A 16,955-nucleotide genomic window follows, 5' to 3' on the forward strand; every position below is an offset into this window, starting at 1 on the left:
ACCGGAGTTGACTCCGACCCGTTCGACGCCCTCCTGCCGATGCGCACCCACGGCGGCACGGAGCCCCTGTTCTGCGTGCATCCGGTCGGCGGGCTGAGCTGGTGCTACTCGGGGCTGCTCCGCCAGCCCGGCCTCGACCGCCCGATCTACGGCCTGCAGGCCCGTGGCGCGGACGGCGCCGGCGTGCTGGCCGGCAGCGTCGAGGAGATGGCCGCCGACTATCTCGCCGAGATCCGCCGGGTCCAGCCGCACGGCCCGTACCACCTGCTCGGCTGGTCCTTCGGCGGCCTGGTCGCCCACGCCATGGCGACCCGGTTGCAGGAGCAGGGCGAGCGGGTCGCCGTGCTCAGCCTGATCGACAGCTACCCGCCGATGGAGGTACCGGACGAGCGGGTCGACAGCGCGGCGGAGGCGCGAGCCCTGCTCTTCGACGCCCTCGGCATGCCGGAGCTGCCCGCCGGCAGCGACGCCGGGACCGACGGCGACGACATCCACGAGGAGCACGGCGACGGCGTCCTCGACGGGAAGACCGTCGACGCGTTGACCGGTGTCGTGCTGAACAACGCCCGGTTGATGGACGCGTTCACACCGCGACGGTTCCACGGCGACGTCCAGTTGTTCGTGGCGACGCAGACCTGGGACGACCGCCTCGACCCCGCGCAGGTGTGGCAGGCGTACGTCGGGGGCCGGGTCGACGTCGTACGGGTCGACTGCGAGCACAACCGGATGACGCAGGCAGCGGCACTGGAAACCGTCGGACCAGCGCTGGCCGACCGGTTGCGGGAAGCCCGCGACCACGAGATCCGCACGGCATGAGAGGAGCGAGCGATGGGACAGCCGGACGACGTCCGCTTCAAGGTCGTGATCAACGAGGAGGAGCAGTACTCGGTGTGGTGGTCGGACCGGGCCAACCCGCCGGGCTGGCAGGACGAGGGCACTGAGGGCACCCGCCAGGAGTGCCTCGACCACATCGACCGGGTGTGGAAGGACATGCGGCCGCGCAGCGTGCGTACGGCCCGGGAAACGACCCAGGGAGTGAATGCGTGATGATCCGCAACGTTGTGATCGTCGGCGGTGGTACCTCCGGTTGGATGACCGCCACCTACCTCAAGACGGCCTTCCAGGACCGGGTCTCGGTGACTCTGGTCGAGTCGGCGGCGGTCCCGACGATCGGCGTCGGTGAGGCGACGTTCAGCACCATCCGGCACTTCTTCGACTACCTCGGTCTGGACGAGCGTGAGTGGATGCCGCGGTGCGGCGCCTCGTACAAGCTGGGCATCCAGTACCACAACTGGCGCGGCGACGGCAGCCACTTCTACCACCCGTTCGAGCGGCTGCGTACCTCCGACGGGTTCACCACGGCCGAGTGGAACCTGGCGCTCGGCGACCCGTCCGAGAGCTTCGACCGTGCTGTCTTCATCACCTCGCATCTGTGTGAAGCGCAGCGGTCCCCGCGAATGCTCGACGGCACCCTGTTCAGCGCGAGCCTGGACGGTACGCTCGGCCGCTCCACGCTGGACGAGCAGCGGGCCCAGTTCCCCTACGCCTACCACTTCGACGCCGCGATGCTGGCCGGCTACCTGACCAAGCTCGGCGTCGAACGCGGCGTGCGGCACGTGCTCGACGACGTGGTGGGCATCGGGCAGGACGAGCGCGGCTGGCTCACCCACGTCACCACCCGTGAGCAGGGCGACCTGACCGGCGACCTCTTCATCGACTGCACCGGCTTCCGTGGGCTTCTGATCAATCAGACCCTGCAGGAGCGGTTCATCTCCTTCACCGATGTGCTGCCGAACAACCGCGCGGTGGCGCTGCGGGTGCCCCGGGACATGAAGCGCCACGGGATCGCCCCGTACACCAGGGCGAGCGCCCAGGACAACGGCTGGATCTGGACCATTCCGCTGTACGGCCGGATCGGCACCGGCTACGTCTACTCGGACCAGTTCTGCGAGCCGGAGGAGGCGGAACGCACGCTGCGCGCGTTCGCCGCGCCGGGGCAGGACGACCTGGTGGCCAACCACATCCGGATGCGGATCGGCCGCAACGAGCGCTCCTGGGTCAAGAACGTGGTGGCGGTCGGCCTGTCCAGTGGCTTCGTCGAGCCGTTGGAGTCCACCGGCATCTTCTTCATCCAGCACGCCATCGAGCAGTTGGTGAAGCACTTCCCGGACAGCAGCTGGGACCCGGTGCTGATCCGCGACTACAACGAGAAGGTCGCGCGGGCCATCGACGGGGTCAAGGAGTTCCTCGTCATGCACTACGTCGCCTCGCCCAGGCAGGACACCCCGTACTGGCGCGAGACCAAGGTGCGGCAGATCCCGGACGGGCTGGCGGAGCGGATGGAGACCGCCGCCACGCGGGTGATCGACGAGAGCACGGTCTACCCGTACTACCACGGCTTCGAGCTCTACTCGTGGATCACGGTCCTGCTCGGTATGGGATGGGCGCCGAAGAATCCCCGGCCGGCGTTGGCCCACATCGATCCGACGCGCGCCTCCGCCGAGCTGGCCGCGATCCGGGCCGACGCCGCCCGGCTGGTCAAGGAGCTGCCCAGCGCGTACGAGTATCTGACCACGATCCAACTGCCGGCGGCGGAAGGGCTGTCATGACTGTCGTACCGACGCGGCCCGTACCGGAGGCGTCGATCGCGGAGGGCTGTCGTACGTTCATGGGCGGCTTCCCGACCGGGGTGGTCGTGGTGACGAGCGTCGACGGCCAGGGCGAACCGTGGGGCCTCACCTGTTCTTCGCTGTTGAGCGTCACGCTGGATCCGCCGACCCTGCTGGTGAGCGTCAAGGTGGGCAGCCGGACCCTGGCCGCCATCGAGGAGCGGGGTGCCTTCGCGGTCAACCTGCTGCACGCGCGGGGGCGGGGCGCGGCAGAGGTCTTCGCCGCCGGCCAGCCGGACCGGTTCCGTCGGGTGCGCTGGCAGCCCCGGGGCGACGAGGGGCTGCCCTGGCTGGTGGACGACGCCTGCGGCTTCGCCGCCTGCGCGCTGGCCGACGTCCGTGTCGTCGGCGACCACGCACTGGTGGTGGGGCGGGTCACCGACGTCCAGTACACCGCCGACACCCCGCTGCTGTACGGGCTGCGCCAGTACTCGATGTGGCAGCCCTCGACTCCCGAGGGGGCCTTGTGCACCAGCTAGTCCTCGTCAACATGCCCTTCGCCGACCGGCGTCGGCCGTCGTTCGCGCTCAGCCAGCTCTCCGCGCTGGTACGGCGGGACTTCCCGGACGACTTCGAGGTGCGGGTCTGTTACGTCAACCACGACTTCGTCCGCTACTTCGGCGCCGAGGAGTATGACGCCATCGCCGGGGACATGGACTTCCACGTCGCCGGCGTGGGTGACTGGATGTTCCGGCAGATCGCCTTCCCGGAGCTGCCCGACAACGCCGACGAGTACTTCAGCCGCTACTTCACCGGCCCGGCAAAGGCCGACCTGCGGCGGACCCTGCTGCGGCGCCGGGCGGGATTGCGGGACTTCCTGCTGACCATGGTGGACAAGTACCGCCTCACCGAGGCAGATCTGCTCGGCTTCAGCTCGATGTTCACCCAGAACGTGCCCAGCCTCGCGGTGGCCCGCATCGTCAAGGACCGCAACTCCGCGGTCACCACGATGATGGGCGGCGCGAACTGCGAGGCGCCGATGGGTGCGGCACTGGCTGAGAACTGCCCGCAGCTCGACTTCGTCTTCTCCGGCCCCGCCCTGCTGACGTTCCCCGAGTTCCTGCGCTGCGTGATCGACGGGAACCTGGACCGGGCGCACCAGATCCGGGGCATCGTCACCAGGCGCAACTGCGCGGAGGGCGGTTATCGCAAGGCGATCGGCGCCAACGCCGACATCGACGACTACTTCGATCCGGACTACACCTCGTTCCGGGAGTCCTTCGATCAGATGGTGCGGCTGCCGGGCGCCCAGGCCGAGCCGATGCTGTTCTTCGAGACCTCGCGGGGCTGCTGGTGGGGTGAACGGGCGCATTGCACCTTCTGCGGCCTTAACGGCCAGACGATGGCCTACCGGGCGATGCGGCCGGAGAACGCGCTGAAGCAGTTCGACTGGCTGTTCAGCCACGCGCCGTGGGCGAAGAGGTACTGCTGCACGGACAACATCATGCCGATGGACTACCTCACCGAGGTGTTCCCGAAGCTCGATCCGCCCGAGGGCATCTCCATCTTCTACGAGGTGAAGGTGGGCCTGGACATCGAGGACATGACGGTGCTCGAGCGGGCCGGCGTCAACGAGATCCAACCGGGCATCGAGGCGATGGCCACCCCGACCCTCAAGCTGATGCGCAAGGGCACGTCGTCGTTCCAGAACATCCAGTTCCTGAAGAACTGCCTGCGGCTCGGCATCAGCCCGGTGTGGAACCTGCTGATCGGCTTCCCCGGCGAGGCCGAGGATACCTACCGGCAGTACGTCGGGGACCTGCCGCTGCTTCTCCATCTTCCGCCGCCGCAGGGCTGCTTTCCGGTGCGGTTCGACCGGTTCAGCCCCTACTTCAACAACGCCACGGAGTACGGGCTGGAGCTGGAGCCGGTGGACCACTACCGGCTGACGTACCCCTTCGACCGGGACGGGCTGCGAAATGTGGCGTACTACTTCGCCGACCAGAAGGTCTCCGACTACATGATCTCGGCGGCGACCTGGCTGCGCCCGCTGCGCGACCGGGTGTCAGAGTGGAACTCGGCGTGGGCGGCAGCGGCTCGCCCGTCGCTGACCCTCACCCGCGCCGACGGCGTCGCCACCGTCCACGATTCCCGCTCCGGCCAGGAGCGCAGCTACACGCTGGACGACCTCGACACCGAGCTGCTGCTGCACCTCGACAAGCCGGTACGGGTGGACAAGCTGGCCGCCGAGCTGCCGCGGCTCGCGGACGTGCTCGACAGCCGGCTGGCCGGACTGCGCGAACGGCAGCTGCTCTTCTTCGAGGGACAGCGGGTGATGAGCGTCTGCGTCTCCGACAGCGACGTCGACCCCATGCCCCGCCCCCGGCGCACCGTGGTCGGTGGGGCGAGGTCGCTGCCGCTGTCGCCGGCCCGACTGCCGCGGAACGCGTCGGACCTGTCCGTATCCGTCGCGTAGGCCAACCGACCGAACGATCGAAGGAGCCTGCCATGCCGCTCGTGGTGGCCAACGGGACGAAGATCAACTACACCGAGCACGGCACGGGTGACCCGGTCCTCATGGTGATGGGGACGGGCAGCCCGGGCAGTGTCTGGCAACTGCACCAGGTGCCGGCGCTGGTGGCGGCCGGCTACCGGGTCATCACGTTCGACAACCGTGGGGTCGCGCCGTTGCCGGCCGGCGAGGCCAAGCCGACGATCGACGATCTCGTCGGTGACGTCGTCGCCCTGGTCGAACGCATCTGCGGCGGCCGGGCCCGGCTGGTCGGCACGTCAATGGGAGCGCACGTGGCGCAGGAGGTGATGGTCGTCCGGCCCGACCTCGTGCACCAGGCCGTCCTGATGGCGACCCGCGGCCGGACCGACACGTTCCGGGGCGCGCTCGCCGCGGCGGAGGCGACGATCGCCATAGGGGAGGCGAAGCTTTCGCCGCAGGTGCACACCGTGTGGCGGCTGATCCAGAGTCTGTCCCCGCACACGCTCAACGACGAGGCACAGGTCCGGTCCTGGCTCAGTCTGATGGAGTTCTTCCCCCCGTCCATCGAGGTGGCTGCGGCGCAGACGGAACTGGAGCGGATGGCCGACCGGCTCGACACGTACCGCAGCATCACGCCGCCACCGGGCGGATGCCTGGTGATCGGCTTCACCGATGACCTGGTGACGCCGCCGTACCTCGGCCACGAGGTGGCCGAGGCGATTCCCGGCGGCCGGTTCGAGGCGGTTGACCGGTGCGGGCACTTCGGCTACCTGGAGAGACCGGACGCCGTCAACGCCCTGCTCGTCGATTTCTTCCGATCGGGCTCGGGAAGCGGCACCTGACGCCCTGACCTTCGATCACTCGGCCGAATCCGACGAGATTCTCGACCGAAAGGAGACGCCATTGTTGTCGGGGCGCTGGGTGACGCTTGCCCCTGAAAGCCGACCAAAGGCAGATCAAGAAATGGTTGTCCAGAGATTCTCGGCCGGTGGAGGGCCCGCTTCTGCGTCGCTTTCGGCGGCCTGATCGATGGATGGAAGCGGCGCTAGATGAGCGAATAGGAGGTAAGTGTGGAAGCGTCTGTGATAGATCCGCTCGCGAGCCTCGCGGCGCACGAGGTGGACTTGGCGCAGCTGGCCGAGGCGCGAGAACGGCTCGCGACGTACGGCTTCGCGAGGCTGTCCTTCATCGTCCCGGAGCAACTCAAGGCCGTCGTCGCCAAGGAGGTGCTGAACCTGGTCGGTGGCGCGGGTGTCCGTCGTGACCTGCGTTTCGCGGCGACCGGCAACACCCCACGCCGGATGCGGAACGTGCGGCGGGACGAAGTGGCGCAAGGCAGCTCGGTCATCCCGGCGGTGTACGAGTCGGAGCTCCTGCGCGAGCTACTCACCGAGGTGGCCGGGGAACCGGTGCTGCCGTGCCCCTACGAGCCCGAGCAGTACGTGATCACCCGGCTGGAGGAGGTCGGCGACACGCACGGCTGGCACTGGGACGACTACGCCTTCGCGCTGGTCTGGATCATCGAGTGCCCGGCTCCCGAGCACGGTGGATTCGTGCAGTGCGTGCCGAGAACGAAATGGAACAAGGATAAGCCGGAAATCAACCACGCGCTCCTCGCCGGGCCAACCTACTCGGCTTCTTTCGCACCCGGCGACCTCTATCTGATGCGCACCGACACGACCCTGCACCGCGTCTATCCAATTACCGCCGGGGTGCGCACCATCATCAATATGGGGTACGCCGCCACGACGGACCTCGAACGACGAATCTCGCACGAGACCATGGACGCGTTGTGGGCCGAGACGGCCCCGGCGGCGCCCCAGAGTTCCTGAGGAGAAATCATGACCGACACAAGCTTCATACCCCGTCCGGCAGTGGCTCCCTCCTACACGGTCGGGGCAGCCGCCAGCCTTTTCTCGTCATACGTGGTGGCCTCGGCGATCTCCGCCAGCCACCAGCTCGGCCTGCTCGACCTGCTGCACACCGAGGGCGGGACGGACGTCGCCACGGCCGCGGGCGACCGCCTCGACCACGGCGTCGTCCGAGGGCTGCTCGACACACTGGTGTGGGCGAAGGTCGTCGAGGTCGACGGTGACCGCTACGCGGTCGGCCCGGGATTCGCCGATGTCTACGCCGCGCGCGGCTACTTCTACTGGCTCGTGAAGGGGTGCGGTGAGTTGTTCTCCATCGCGCCCGACGTGGCGGCGCCGGGGCAGCGGGTGGACGACTTCTACCACCGCGACATGCGCGCGGTCGCGATCGGCTCGCGCCTGATCGGCGACAGCGAGGTGGAGCCCCTCTTCGACGAGATCATCGGCGGGCTCGACTTCACCACCATCGCCGACCTCGGTTGCGGCTCCGGGCAACGCCTCATCCGGATCGCCGAGCGCGACCCAGGGGTGACGGCCGTCGGTGTCGACATCGCGCGCGGCGCCGTGGACCTGGCCGAGAAATCGGTGGCGGACGCAGGCCTCGACGGCCGGGTGCGAATCGTGCAGGGCGACGTGCTGGCCCTTCGGCCCGAAGAGGTCTTCGCCGACGTGGAGGTCGTGACCTGCGTCTTCATGGGCCACGACTTCTGGCCGATGCAACGGTGTGTCGACGGGCTGGCCAACCTGCGCCGCGCCTTCCCGAACGCCAAACGGCTGCTGCTGTGCGACGTGGTCCGCACCCCGGGAGCCGCCAGCCCGGAGACGACCACGATCTTCACGCTCGGCTTCGAGCTGATCCACGACCTCATGGGCGTTTACATCCCTAGCCGGGAAGAGTGGCTGGAGGCGTTCGATGCGGCTGGCTGGGAGCTGGTCCGCGAACGCCATGTGGCCGCTCCACCGTCCGGGATCCTCTTCGAGCTGGTCCCTTCGGCCTCCAGGAGCGCGTGAGATGATCAACCCGTTCGACCGGCCGGACGGCACGTACCTCGTGCTGGTCAACGCCGAGTCGCAGTATTCCCTGTGGCCCGAGCCGAACCCGGTGCCGGCCGGTTGGTCGGTGGCGCACGGCCCGGCGGGCCGGGACGACTGCCTCGCGTTTGTCGAGACCATCTGGACCGACATGCGGCCGGCAAGCCTCGCCCGCGCGATGGCGGCGGACTCCGGAGCGCTCCGATGACCACCGCCTGGCCCCGTTACGAGCTCAGCGATGCCGATGTCGCGGCGCTGACCTCGATCGTCGACACCGTAAGGGCGACGCCGTACGCCGATCCGCGACAGCCCGACTTCTACGACCGGAACCGGTTCGCGGTGCGGCAACTGCCGGCGGGCCTCTGGGAGTTCCTTGACGACTTCCGGCACAGCGAGCCGGCGGCCGGGTGCACGGTGCACGGTTTCCCGGTCGACGACCGGCTGGTCGGGCCGACGCCAACACACTGGGACGCCGAGCAGAGCGAAGCACACGTCACCGAGATCGAGGTGTTCCTGGCGCTGTGCGGCATGGCTCTCGGTGAGCCCTTCACCTGGGAGACGCTCCAGGGTGGCCGGCTGGTCCAGAACATCGTGCCGATCCCCGGTGACGAGGCCCGCCAGAACGGCCACGGCAGCGAAGCGCTGCTGGAGTTCCACACCGAGGATGCGTTTCACCCGAGCCGCTGTGACTACCTGCTGCTGTTCGGCGTACGCAACGAGGACAAGGTCGCCACCACCGTGGCGTCCGTACGGGAACTGGCGTTGAACCCGGCCGACGTGGAAATGCTCACGCAACGGCGCTATCACATCCTGCCCGACGACGAGCACATCCGTCAGCTCACCCTGCGCCAGCCGGACCATCCAGCGTTGAAGCTGGTCGAGCGGATGCGCGACGCCCCTGAGCCGGTCGCGGTGCTGTTCGGCGATCCGGCCCGTCCGTATCTGCGGATCGACCTGCCGTTCATGCGGTGCGTGGGAAACGACCCGGTGGCCCAGCGCGCCCTGGATGCCCTGCACACGCAGTTGCTCGCGAATCAGGACGATGTGGTGGTGGAGCGCGGGACGCTGCTCATCGTCGACAACTACCAAGCGGTGCACGGCCGCAGGTCGTTCCGAGCACGCTACGACGGGACCGACCGGTGGCTCAAGAAGCTCACCGTCAGCCGCAACCTGCGAGCCAGCACCGAATTCCCCCGGGGCAGCCGGGTGCTCGTCTAGACACTGAATCGGGACCACGGTGGTGGGCGCGACGGACGCGCCCACCACGGCATGCACGGACGTGTCTGTCGAGCGCGTCCGAACAGGAGGAGGGGAGACTTTCATGCGGACGGTGATCATTTCCGGTGGATCCAGCGGCATCGGCTGGGCCACGGCGGAACGCTTCGCCAGCGGCGGCGACCAGGTCTTCAACCTCGATGTGAGGGCTCCCACCGAGCCATCGAACCCGGCGGTGAGCTGGATCGAGAACGACGTCGCAGACTGGTCCGCGGTGCGGGCCGCGGTGACCCGCGTGGCCGAGACGACCGGTACGGTTGACGTGGTGATCGCCAACGCCGGCATCAGCATCCGGCACGGAGTGCTGGAGCTCACCGAGGCGGACGTGCGCCGGGTCGTCGACGTCAACCTGCTGGGTGTGCTCGGCCTGTGGCAGGCCGCCGCCGACGTGATGGTGCGGCAGCGGGCCGGCGTTCTGCTGGCCACGGCCTCGGTCAACGGCGCGCGGGGATACCCGCTCTACGCCGACTACAACGCGACCAAGGCCGGCATCGTGGCGCTGTGCCGCACGTTCGCCCTGGAGCTGAGCCCGTGGATCCGGGTTGCGTGCGTCAGCCCGGGGGCGGTGCTGACGCCGATGCAGCTGGCCGAGTACACGCCGGCGATGCTCGACGAGGTGAACGCGAGAATCCCAGCCGGGCGGCACGCCTCTCCGGAGGAGATCGCCGGGGCGTTTCACTATCTGGCCTCCGCGGAGGCGAGCTTTCTCACCGGCCAGGAACTGGTCATCGACGGCGCGGAGACCGCCGGCGCGACCACCGCCGTGTTCGGTACCGGCGAGCGAATCATCGGTACGGAGCGGAGGTGACCGGCATGAGCGCGGGGACGCAGGAATCCGAGCAGGGAAAGAGGACGGTGGTGCTGGCGGTGGTCGGCGTGGTGGTGTTTCTCGTGCTCGCCGGGGCGGGCACGGCCGTCTACCTGACGGCGCGTAGCGGTGGCGTCGCCAAGCAGGTTGTGGACGACTACTACCGGGCGCTGGAGGAGCAGCGGTTCGACGACGCGTACGGGATGCTGTGCGCCGACGTCCGTTCCAGCCAACCGTGGGAGACGTTCGAGTCAACGGTCGCGGCCCGGCCCCCGACTACCCACGAGATGACCGGCGAGCTGCGGGTCAACGGCATGCCGTGGGAGACCACCGGCACGGTGGGTGTCAGCGTCACCTACGCGGACGGCACGAGCCAGGCCCGGATGGTCTCGCTGGTCCGCCAGGGCGGTGACTGGCTCATCTGCGGTTCCCCCGTCTGACCATGCGCGCCGGTACCTTCCCCGGCGCTTTCAGTGCGGCTCTGGGGAAGGGGCGACGCGGATCAGAGCCAGCGTTGCCGGACGGCGTTGGCACCGGCCTGGAACCGGCTGTCCGCGCCGAGCCGGCGGGTCAGGTCGGACATCATTCGTTGGACGGTACGCACCGACAGGCCCAGCTTGCGTGCGGCCGCCTCGTCGGTGTGCCCGTCGCCGAGCAACCGGAGCAGCTCGCGCTCGGCCGGTTCGAGGCCGAACTCATCGACCGTATCGTTGCAGCCGAACGGGGTGGCCGTCGACCAGACATGATCGAACACGGCACTCAGTGCCGCCGTGATCCCCGGATTGTGGATCTCGATGGCACCCTTGCGCGCATCGGACGGGTCGACCGGAAGCAGCGCGATGCTGCGGTCCACGATGACCATCTGGAACAGCACGACCGGCACGCAGCGGGTCTGGCCGCCGAGGCTGTTGAACCAGCGGGCGTACGCGAGCGTGTCCGGGTCGTTACGGAAACTGTCCTGATAGATCGCCTTGATGGTGACGCCCCGCTCCAGTGCCGCCCGGTTGACGGGTTTACTGAGGGCCATCGCGTCCGGGCGCTGCGCGCCGCCGGGGTTGAACGACAGGCACTCGGTGCGCGTCATCCGCGCGAGTTGTTCCAGGCGTTCGCGGACAGTGTCGAGCTGAACGATCTTGATCAGCTGGTCCTGCTGGTCGACATGGTGGGCCTCGGACAGATGGTGGGCCTCGGACAGAGCGTCGATGGCCGCCTGGGTAACCTCGATCTCGTACTGCTGCTGGGCGATGTTTGCCTTGGCGCGGGCAAGCAGTGCGGCGAGCCCGACCTTGGGACTGGTCGGTCTCAGGCCCCCGGGGTTGAGGGGCGACTCACGGACGAGGGCGAGTTCGATCAGTTCGTCGAGCGCGTCGTGCACCTCCTGAGCGGTCACGCCCAACGACTCCGCGATCTCGGCGACACCCCAGGTCGACTCACGCAGCATGGTCATGTACACGGCCTCAGCCGTCAGGGACAGCCCCAAGGCCCCGAACACTTCGCCCTCCCTAATGGACCGTAAGGGTGTCGGAGTGAGGTTGTCAGATAGCAAACGCGATTGGCAAGATCCGCTACGCAGGTATTCGATGCTCTCGCATTGTGGACTGGCGGGGCTGCGGCCCGCCTAGCGCCTCGGCTGGCGGCGATGTCGTCGTCGGCCAGGCAAGACCGGCATGGCCTGCTCCTCCGCCTTGCCATCCTCAGCCATGGGCAGGTGTCCGCCGAGGCGGTTCGCCGGCTGGTCCGTTCTGTACGCAGACACGGCAAAACGGCAATCTCAATTCAAGCTGAATGCGCACCCGCCGCGCATGACGGGATCCCGCCTGGCGCGATCCCGTCAGGTTGATCTTGTTGACCGCGCCCCGCTCTCACAACGAAACTGATGCCCAGCCGGACGCGATTCGGCGAAAAAGGTAAAGAAGCTTGCCCGTTTCGGGCAGGAAGGTGCATGCCTGAATGTCTCGTCGCGCTAAAACCGCAGCCCGCACTCGGGCCATAATCTTCTCCATTTTCGCTCCCGCAGACTACAGGCTGGTCCGGGATGATGTTCAGGGCCCTAGGGGTGGGTATTCCTGGGGGATGTTGGTGGAGCCGGGAAGAAGCTCGCTCCGATAGATCTGGTGGTGTTCGCGGGGGCGTGCACACTGACATGCTTGGATGGAATCGTGCAGTTATCAGCCGTAACGCTAATTCCGGTGACAACGGCCCGAACCCCGCTGACGCCCGAGAGGCTGAAGGACCTGATCCTCGGCCTCCGGGTGTGCGGCGACGGCGTTGAGCATGTCAAGGTCATAGAGCGGGCGGGATTCATGTGGATAGCCGCCTATGTCTCTATTGGTGATACGAAGTCAGCCGAGCGCCGCCTCGCCGGCCTTTGTGCGCGGGCGGCCGCCAAGCTGGATGGCTGGGAAATCATCCAGCAGTGGGATGTGTGATCGGCGCGACCGGAGGGAGGCCTGCCGCCCGCCTTCGGAACCGATTGGCAACCCTTGGTAATTGTCTTGAAGATGCAGCAGGGCTCGTTTCGGCCGTCATTTCCGCGGTCAGGAACGCGCGTCATGATGATGGGCAAAGATGTGATAACTGATAGCTCGAGCTCTATGACCACCCGATCCACCATTACCGACCGGAATCTGGTGCAACGGGCCGCGTACCAGGATCGCCGGGTGCTCAGCGCCGAGATCAGCGTCTCCCTGCTCGGCGCCGAGCTGGCCGACCTGACCCGTGCCGAGCTCCTCGTCATCGCCCCGGTTCCCGGCCAGATGCCCCTACCGGTGGAGATCTTCGGCAGCCTTCGAGCCCGCAACGTCAAAGCCCGCGTGCTCTACCCGGCCGGGAAGGAGCCGCTGGCGGAGCCGCTGGCGACGCTCGCCCGGGGCGGAATCGCGCTACCCGCTGCGCTGCAGCTGCCGTACTTCCTCGTCGTGCGGGACCGGGCGGTGGTCTACCTGCCGAACCAGGACCCGGCCCACCCGAGGAACGGCCGGCTGACCCGGATCCGCAGCGTCGTGATGGGCGACTCCCTGGCGATGCTGTTCGGCCTGATGTGGGACACCGCGGCCCAGCGGGGGCGGGCTGGCCGTACCCCCGACCAGGTCGACGGCGGTGAGGAGCTGCTCCACGCGCTCAGCGAGGGACTGACCGACGACCAGGCGGCGGTGATGCTGCACATGAGCAAGCGCACCTTCGCCCGGCGGGTGGCCGAGATGATGCACCGCCTCAACGCCAGCACCCGCTTCCAGGCCGGGGTGCAGGCCGCCCGACGCGGCTGGGTCTGATCAGACCGACAGGTACGGCACCGGCCAGTGCCGCATCCGGAACGGCAGGACCAGCGCACGGCCGTCTGTTTCGATGGCCAGGCCCGCCTCGACGGCGTCGGCGACCAGCTCTCCGTCGCCGGCCTCCGGACGGCCATCCGGTGACTCGGCGAGTCGTTCGAACCGGTCGGCGCCCTCCTCGATGACCATCCGGGACGCCGGTTGACCGGGCCGGACGTCCTTGATGGCGACCATTTCCGGGCCCCGACGATAGTAGAACGAGCCGTAGCGGTAGTCCCGAGCCCACGCCACGGTGTGGGCGACGTCGTCGAGCTCCAGCCCGAGGGACGGCGGCAACAGGTGTGCGTAGGTGTGCAGGGGAAACGAAGGGCAGCCGCTCAGTGTCCACCGTAGCCGTACCGCGTGGCTGGTCACCGCCCGGAGCAGCCGCAGGAGGTCGAGATCCTGTGCCGGGGACCGCCCGAACCGCAGAGGTTCCGGCAGCTCCACCACATGCAGGCTGCAGGACGCCGGGTTGTCTCGGAGCGTGCCGAGGTCGATAACGCTGCTCGTCGCCGTCGTCATGGCAGATCAGCTCACCTTCAACGGTTCGGTGGTGGTCGCCACGGCGAGCCAGTGGCCCTGCTCGGTGAAGACCAGGCCGTGGTCGGCAAGTTCCCGCAGCCAGTCCTCGAGCTGCTCAAGGGCGAGCCCGTACTCGGCGACCCTCGCGGCCAGGGCCTTGACCGTACGGCCATGCTCCAGCTCGCGGTACGCGGCCACGAACGCGGCCCCGCCGATCCGGTGGTTCCGTTCCGGCCAGCCGACCCGCCGATCCCCGATGACGATCTCCTCGTCGTCGCGGCCGAGGATCCGCAACGAGCTGGAGGGGTACCCGTCCGCCCAGACTCCGATGAGCTTGCTCAGCCTCTCGGCGTCCGCGTCGGAGAGCCCGACCGACTCGGTGTCGAACAGGTAGACCATGTCCGCCAGGCGTTCCGGCGGGAGCGCGTAGACGTGCTCGTAGATCCGCGCTGGCCGGCGGTTGGGAAACCCGAGCAGGGGGTTCTCGAAGTACGGGCTGAAGCGTTCCAGCAGGATGCGGGCCGCGCCGGCCGGCGGTTGCAGGTGGACCAGCGCCGGCAGCTGACGCAACGCGGCCTCGTAGTCGGCGACGGACTCGGTGGGAAAGCCGTACAGCCAGCTCCACGAGACGGTCAGCCCGGCGGACTCGCAGTCGCGCAGCGTCCGGACGTTGCGCACCCCGGTGACGCCCTTGTCCATCAGCTTCAGAACCGGACTGACCAGCGACTCGATGCCGGGCTGCACATGGGTGACACCGGCCTGCCGCATCACTTCGATCTCGTCCGGGCGCAGGTTGGACTTGACCTCGTAGTGGATCCTCAGGTCCCAGTCGAGCGCCGCCACGCTTGGCAGCACCTCGCGGAAGTAGCGGTTGTCGATGATGTTGTCGACCATGATGGCGTCGAGCGTCTGGTGGCGGCGCGCCAGGGAGGTCAGCTCCCCGATGACCGCCTCCGGCGCTTTGGCACGGAACTGCATGCCGGTGCCGTTGAGCCCGCAGAAGGTGCAGTGGTGCTTCTCGCCCCACCAACAGCCTCGGGCGCTCTCCAGCAGCAGCTTCGGCTCGATGTACTCGCCGACCGGCGACTCGGCGACGAGCAGGAACCAGTCGTCGTAATCCGGGATCGGCATGAGCGCCGGTGGGATCAGCGCACCCTGCGGGTTGTCATGCCGCCCCTCCGGGCTCCGCCAGCACAGCCCCGGCACCGCGGCGAAATTAATCCGGCCGTCCAGCGCGTCGAGCAACGCCGGGAAGGCGATCTCGCCCTCGCCGCGCACCACGTAGTCGACGAACGGGAAGTTCTTGTGGATCGCGCTTCCCATCGCTCCGTCGCAGTTGCCACCGCCGAAGACGATGAGCACCTCCGGTGCCAGCTCCTTGATCCGCCTGGCCGTCGCGAGGCTCGGCACGTTCTGCATGAAGGTCGTGGTGAACCCGACGAGGGTCGGCCGGGTAGCGAGGATGTCGCGGGCCGCGGTCTCGACGAAGTCGCGGGCGTACGGGCGCATCCGGGTGACGAGATCGATGTCGATGCGGTGGTCGTCCGCGTACCGGCGCAGCTCCTCGACGCCGAAGTTGTCGTCGTCGTTCAGGACCCCGGCGAACACCCAGTCACCGAGGCCGTGGAACATTCCCTCCTCCGCGACCTCCGTGTACTCCTGTGGCCCCAGTTCGCCGTCGGTCGCCGTGAGGAGATGCTCGGCCCACCGAACTCCGCCGTGGTAGGCCTGGGGTTCCGGCCGGCCGGTAGCGACGGTGACGGCCTTGAGTAATCCGATGGGCAGCGACGGGCAGTCCAGGGACGGCCACGGCATGGCCGCGAGGCAGATGGTCATTGTCTCGTCTCCGGGATCCGATGCGGGGTGACAGGAGCTGGCGGGCACCGGTGCGGTCACCTCCTTCACGGAGGAAGAGCGGCGGCTGCCGGTGGTCCGAGCGGGTGTGGGCCCGCCCGGACCACCGCGTCACTTGCCCTGTTACTTGAGGATGACGGCGTACTTGCAGGTCCCGTGCGTGACCTTCTTGATCGACACCTTCTTGATCTTCATACTCGCTCACCTCCCTCCACGAAGGACAAACCGGCGGCCCGCAGCCGGGCCCGGTGCCGCCGGACGAACCAGGCCCGCACCTTCTCGGGGTCGCGGCCGGTCAGTGCGGCGCAGGACTTCGCGATGCTGTCCAGCGCCGTCACGTCGAAGCCCAGGTCGTGCCATTCCTGGCCGTGTTCACGCCAGAGTTCGGCGCCGGCCGGAGTAGCGGAGACCCGGGACAGGTAGTTGAGCCCGATGGCGATGTGCTGGATCTCGTCGGTCCGCACCGCTTCGTAGAGCTGGCCGAGAGGGTCACCGGCGAAGATCTCGCTGAAGAGGATGAACTCGTCGGCCGCGAGACCTTCGAGGATCGTGTGAACGAGCGCCCGGCCCATGTGGGGCAGGCTCAGCAGCATCTCGTCGAGCGGCTCCATCACTTCCTGCGCGTCCGACTCGACGTCGCCGCCGACCGCGCGGGCGTACTGGTAGAAGGCGTCGGCGTGCCGCGCCTCATCGGCCGTGGCCAGGGCCAGGCTGAAGCGCAACGGCGCGTCCTCGGTGTGTGCCGCCAGGGTGGCGGCGGCGACCAGCCCGGCCTGCTCGGCGTAATATCCGCGCGAGGCGGCCCGCCAGGCGATCTCGGTGCGGTCCCAGTCCTTGCGGCGCAGGCCGTCACCGATGATGTCCGCCGCTCGCCAGGCGTTCTTGTCCCGGGTAACACCGAAGACGCGGTACGCGACGGCGTCGGCGTCGAGTTCGTCGTGACGAATGAGTGCCATGACCAGCTCCACTACGCAGGAAAAAGGACCTCGGCACCACGTCTGCCGCAGTGGTGCCCGGCAGCGAACCGGTCGTACGACCCATACCGGTTGGCTGCCTCGTGTCCTGCCTGCGGCCGGTCCTGCTGGCCACATCTCCGCCCGGAGCGAGGTCACCGTAACGGCGGCGCCTATCACGGTCAAGGCTCCCGCCGCTGGCCGTAGCAGGGACGTGCCACCA

General features: G+C 68.2%; 18 protein-coding genes. 14 read left to right on the forward strand and 4 right to left on the reverse strand.

Translation table 11 applies throughout. The features are described from left to right. The 12 genes from Vqi01_RS12190 to Vqi01_RS12245 form a co-directional block, all read left to right on the forward strand. Positions 1-816 (forward strand): alpha/beta fold hydrolase (locus Vqi01_RS12190; RefSeq protein ID WP_275408788.1); only part of this gene is annotated, 816 nt, incomplete at its 5' end. A 12-nt stretch (positions 817-828) separates the two neighbouring features. After that, complete coding sequence (locus Vqi01_RS12195) at positions 829-1,047, forward strand: MbtH family protein (protein ID WP_204034864.1); 219 nt, start codon at positions 829-831, stop codon at positions 1,045-1,047. After that, positions 1,047-2,609, forward strand: a complete 1,563-nt coding sequence (locus Vqi01_RS12200) for a tryptophan halogenase family protein (RefSeq protein WP_204034865.1) — start codon at positions 1,047-1,049, stop codon at positions 2,607-2,609. The genes Vqi01_RS12195 and Vqi01_RS12200 overlap by 1 nt, the downstream gene beginning before the upstream one ends. Continuing rightward, positions 2,606-3,148 (forward strand): flavin reductase family protein, encoded by a 543-nt coding sequence (locus Vqi01_RS12205; RefSeq protein WP_204034866.1) that lies wholly within the window; start codon positions 2,606-2,608, stop codon positions 3,146-3,148. The genes Vqi01_RS12200 and Vqi01_RS12205 overlap by 4 nt, the downstream gene beginning before the upstream one ends. Beyond that, the gene (locus Vqi01_RS12210; RefSeq protein ID WP_204034867.1) at positions 3,136-5,085 is read left to right on the forward strand and encodes a RiPP maturation radical SAM C-methyltransferase; all 1,950 of its coding nucleotides are present in this window, start codon (positions 3,136-3,138) and stop codon (positions 5,083-5,085) included. Before Vqi01_RS12205 ends, Vqi01_RS12210 begins: the two co-directional genes overlap by 13 nt. Before the next feature lie 32 nt (positions 5,086-5,117). Beyond that, positions 5,118-5,945 (forward strand): alpha/beta fold hydrolase, encoded by an 828-nt coding sequence (locus Vqi01_RS12215; protein WP_204034868.1) that lies wholly within the window; start codon positions 5,118-5,120, stop codon positions 5,943-5,945. Positions 5,946-6,173: 228 nt separating this feature from the next. Then, complete coding sequence (locus Vqi01_RS12220) at positions 6,174-6,935, forward strand: HalD/BesD family halogenase (protein ID WP_204034869.1); 762 nt, start codon at positions 6,174-6,176, stop codon at positions 6,933-6,935. A gap of 9 nt (positions 6,936-6,944) precedes the next feature. Continuing rightward, on the forward strand, positions 6,945-7,985 hold the full coding sequence (locus Vqi01_RS12225; protein ID WP_204034870.1) for an SAM-dependent methyltransferase: 1,041 nt from the start codon (positions 6,945-6,947) through the stop codon (positions 7,983-7,985). Position 7,986: 1 nt separating this feature from the next. Further along, positions 7,987-8,214 carry an MbtH family protein gene (locus Vqi01_RS12230; RefSeq protein WP_204034871.1) on the forward strand — a complete coding sequence of 76 codons (228 nt, stop codon included), beginning with the start codon at positions 7,987-7,989 and terminating at the stop codon, positions 8,212-8,214. Next, the gene (gene gntD / locus Vqi01_RS12235; protein WP_204034872.1) at positions 8,211-9,224 is read left to right on the forward strand and encodes a guanitoxin biosynthesis L-enduracididine beta-hydroxylase GntD; all 1,014 of its coding nucleotides are present in this window, start codon (positions 8,211-8,213) and stop codon (positions 9,222-9,224) included. Before Vqi01_RS12230 ends, gntD begins: the two co-directional genes overlap by 4 nt. A gap of 103 nt (positions 9,225-9,327) precedes the next feature. Next, on the forward strand, positions 9,328-10,089 hold the full coding sequence (locus Vqi01_RS12240) for an SDR family NAD(P)-dependent oxidoreductase (RefSeq protein WP_204034873.1): 762 nt from the start codon (positions 9,328-9,330) through the stop codon (positions 10,087-10,089). Between the two features lie 5 nt (positions 10,090-10,094). Next, on the forward strand, positions 10,095-10,529 hold the full coding sequence (locus tag Vqi01_RS12245; protein WP_204034874.1) for an Rv0361 family membrane protein: 435 nt from the start codon (positions 10,095-10,097) through the stop codon (positions 10,527-10,529). A gap of 62 nt (positions 10,530-10,591) precedes the next feature. Here the strand turns inward: Vqi01_RS12245 and Vqi01_RS12250 are convergent, their stop codons facing one another. Further along, positions 10,592-11,581, reverse strand: coding sequence for a helix-turn-helix transcriptional regulator (locus Vqi01_RS12250; protein WP_239098349.1), 990 nt, complete (start codon positions 11,579-11,581; stop codon positions 10,592-10,594). Positions 11,582-12,236: 655 nt separating this feature from the next. Here Vqi01_RS12250 and Vqi01_RS12255 point away from each other — a divergent pair. After that, a complete protein-coding gene (locus Vqi01_RS12255; protein WP_204034875.1) occupies positions 12,237-12,518 on the forward strand; it encodes a hypothetical protein in 282 nt (93 codons plus the stop codon). 165 nt (positions 12,519-12,683) lie between these two features. After that, on the forward strand, positions 12,684-13,361 hold the full coding sequence (locus Vqi01_RS12260; RefSeq protein ID WP_204034876.1) for a helix-turn-helix domain-containing protein: 678 nt from the start codon (positions 12,684-12,686) through the stop codon (positions 13,359-13,361). On the opposite strand, the gene Vqi01_RS12265 is transcribed toward Vqi01_RS12260, so the two are convergent. From Vqi01_RS12265 to Vqi01_RS12275, 3 genes are all read right to left on the reverse strand, one after another. Beyond that, complete coding sequence (locus Vqi01_RS12265; protein ID WP_204034877.1) at positions 13,362-13,925, reverse strand: DUF5825 family protein; 564 nt, start codon at positions 13,923-13,925, stop codon at positions 13,362-13,364. A gap of 6 nt (positions 13,926-13,931) precedes the next feature. Continuing rightward, on the reverse strand, positions 13,932-15,761 hold the full coding sequence (locus Vqi01_RS12270; protein ID WP_204034878.1) for a RiPP maturation radical SAM C-methyltransferase: 1,830 nt from the start codon (positions 15,759-15,761) through the stop codon (positions 13,932-13,934). A gap of 209 nt (positions 15,762-15,970) precedes the next feature. After that, positions 15,971-16,735 (reverse strand): ferritin-like domain-containing protein, encoded by a 765-nt coding sequence (locus Vqi01_RS12275; protein WP_204034879.1) that lies wholly within the window; start codon positions 16,733-16,735, stop codon positions 15,971-15,973. Between the last annotated feature and the right edge of the window lie 220 nt (positions 16,736-16,955).

The sequence above is a fragment of the Micromonospora qiuiae genome (genome assembly GCF_016863555.1).
Lineage (GTDB): Bacteria > Actinomycetota > Actinomycetes > Mycobacteriales > Micromonosporaceae > Micromonospora > Micromonospora qiuiae.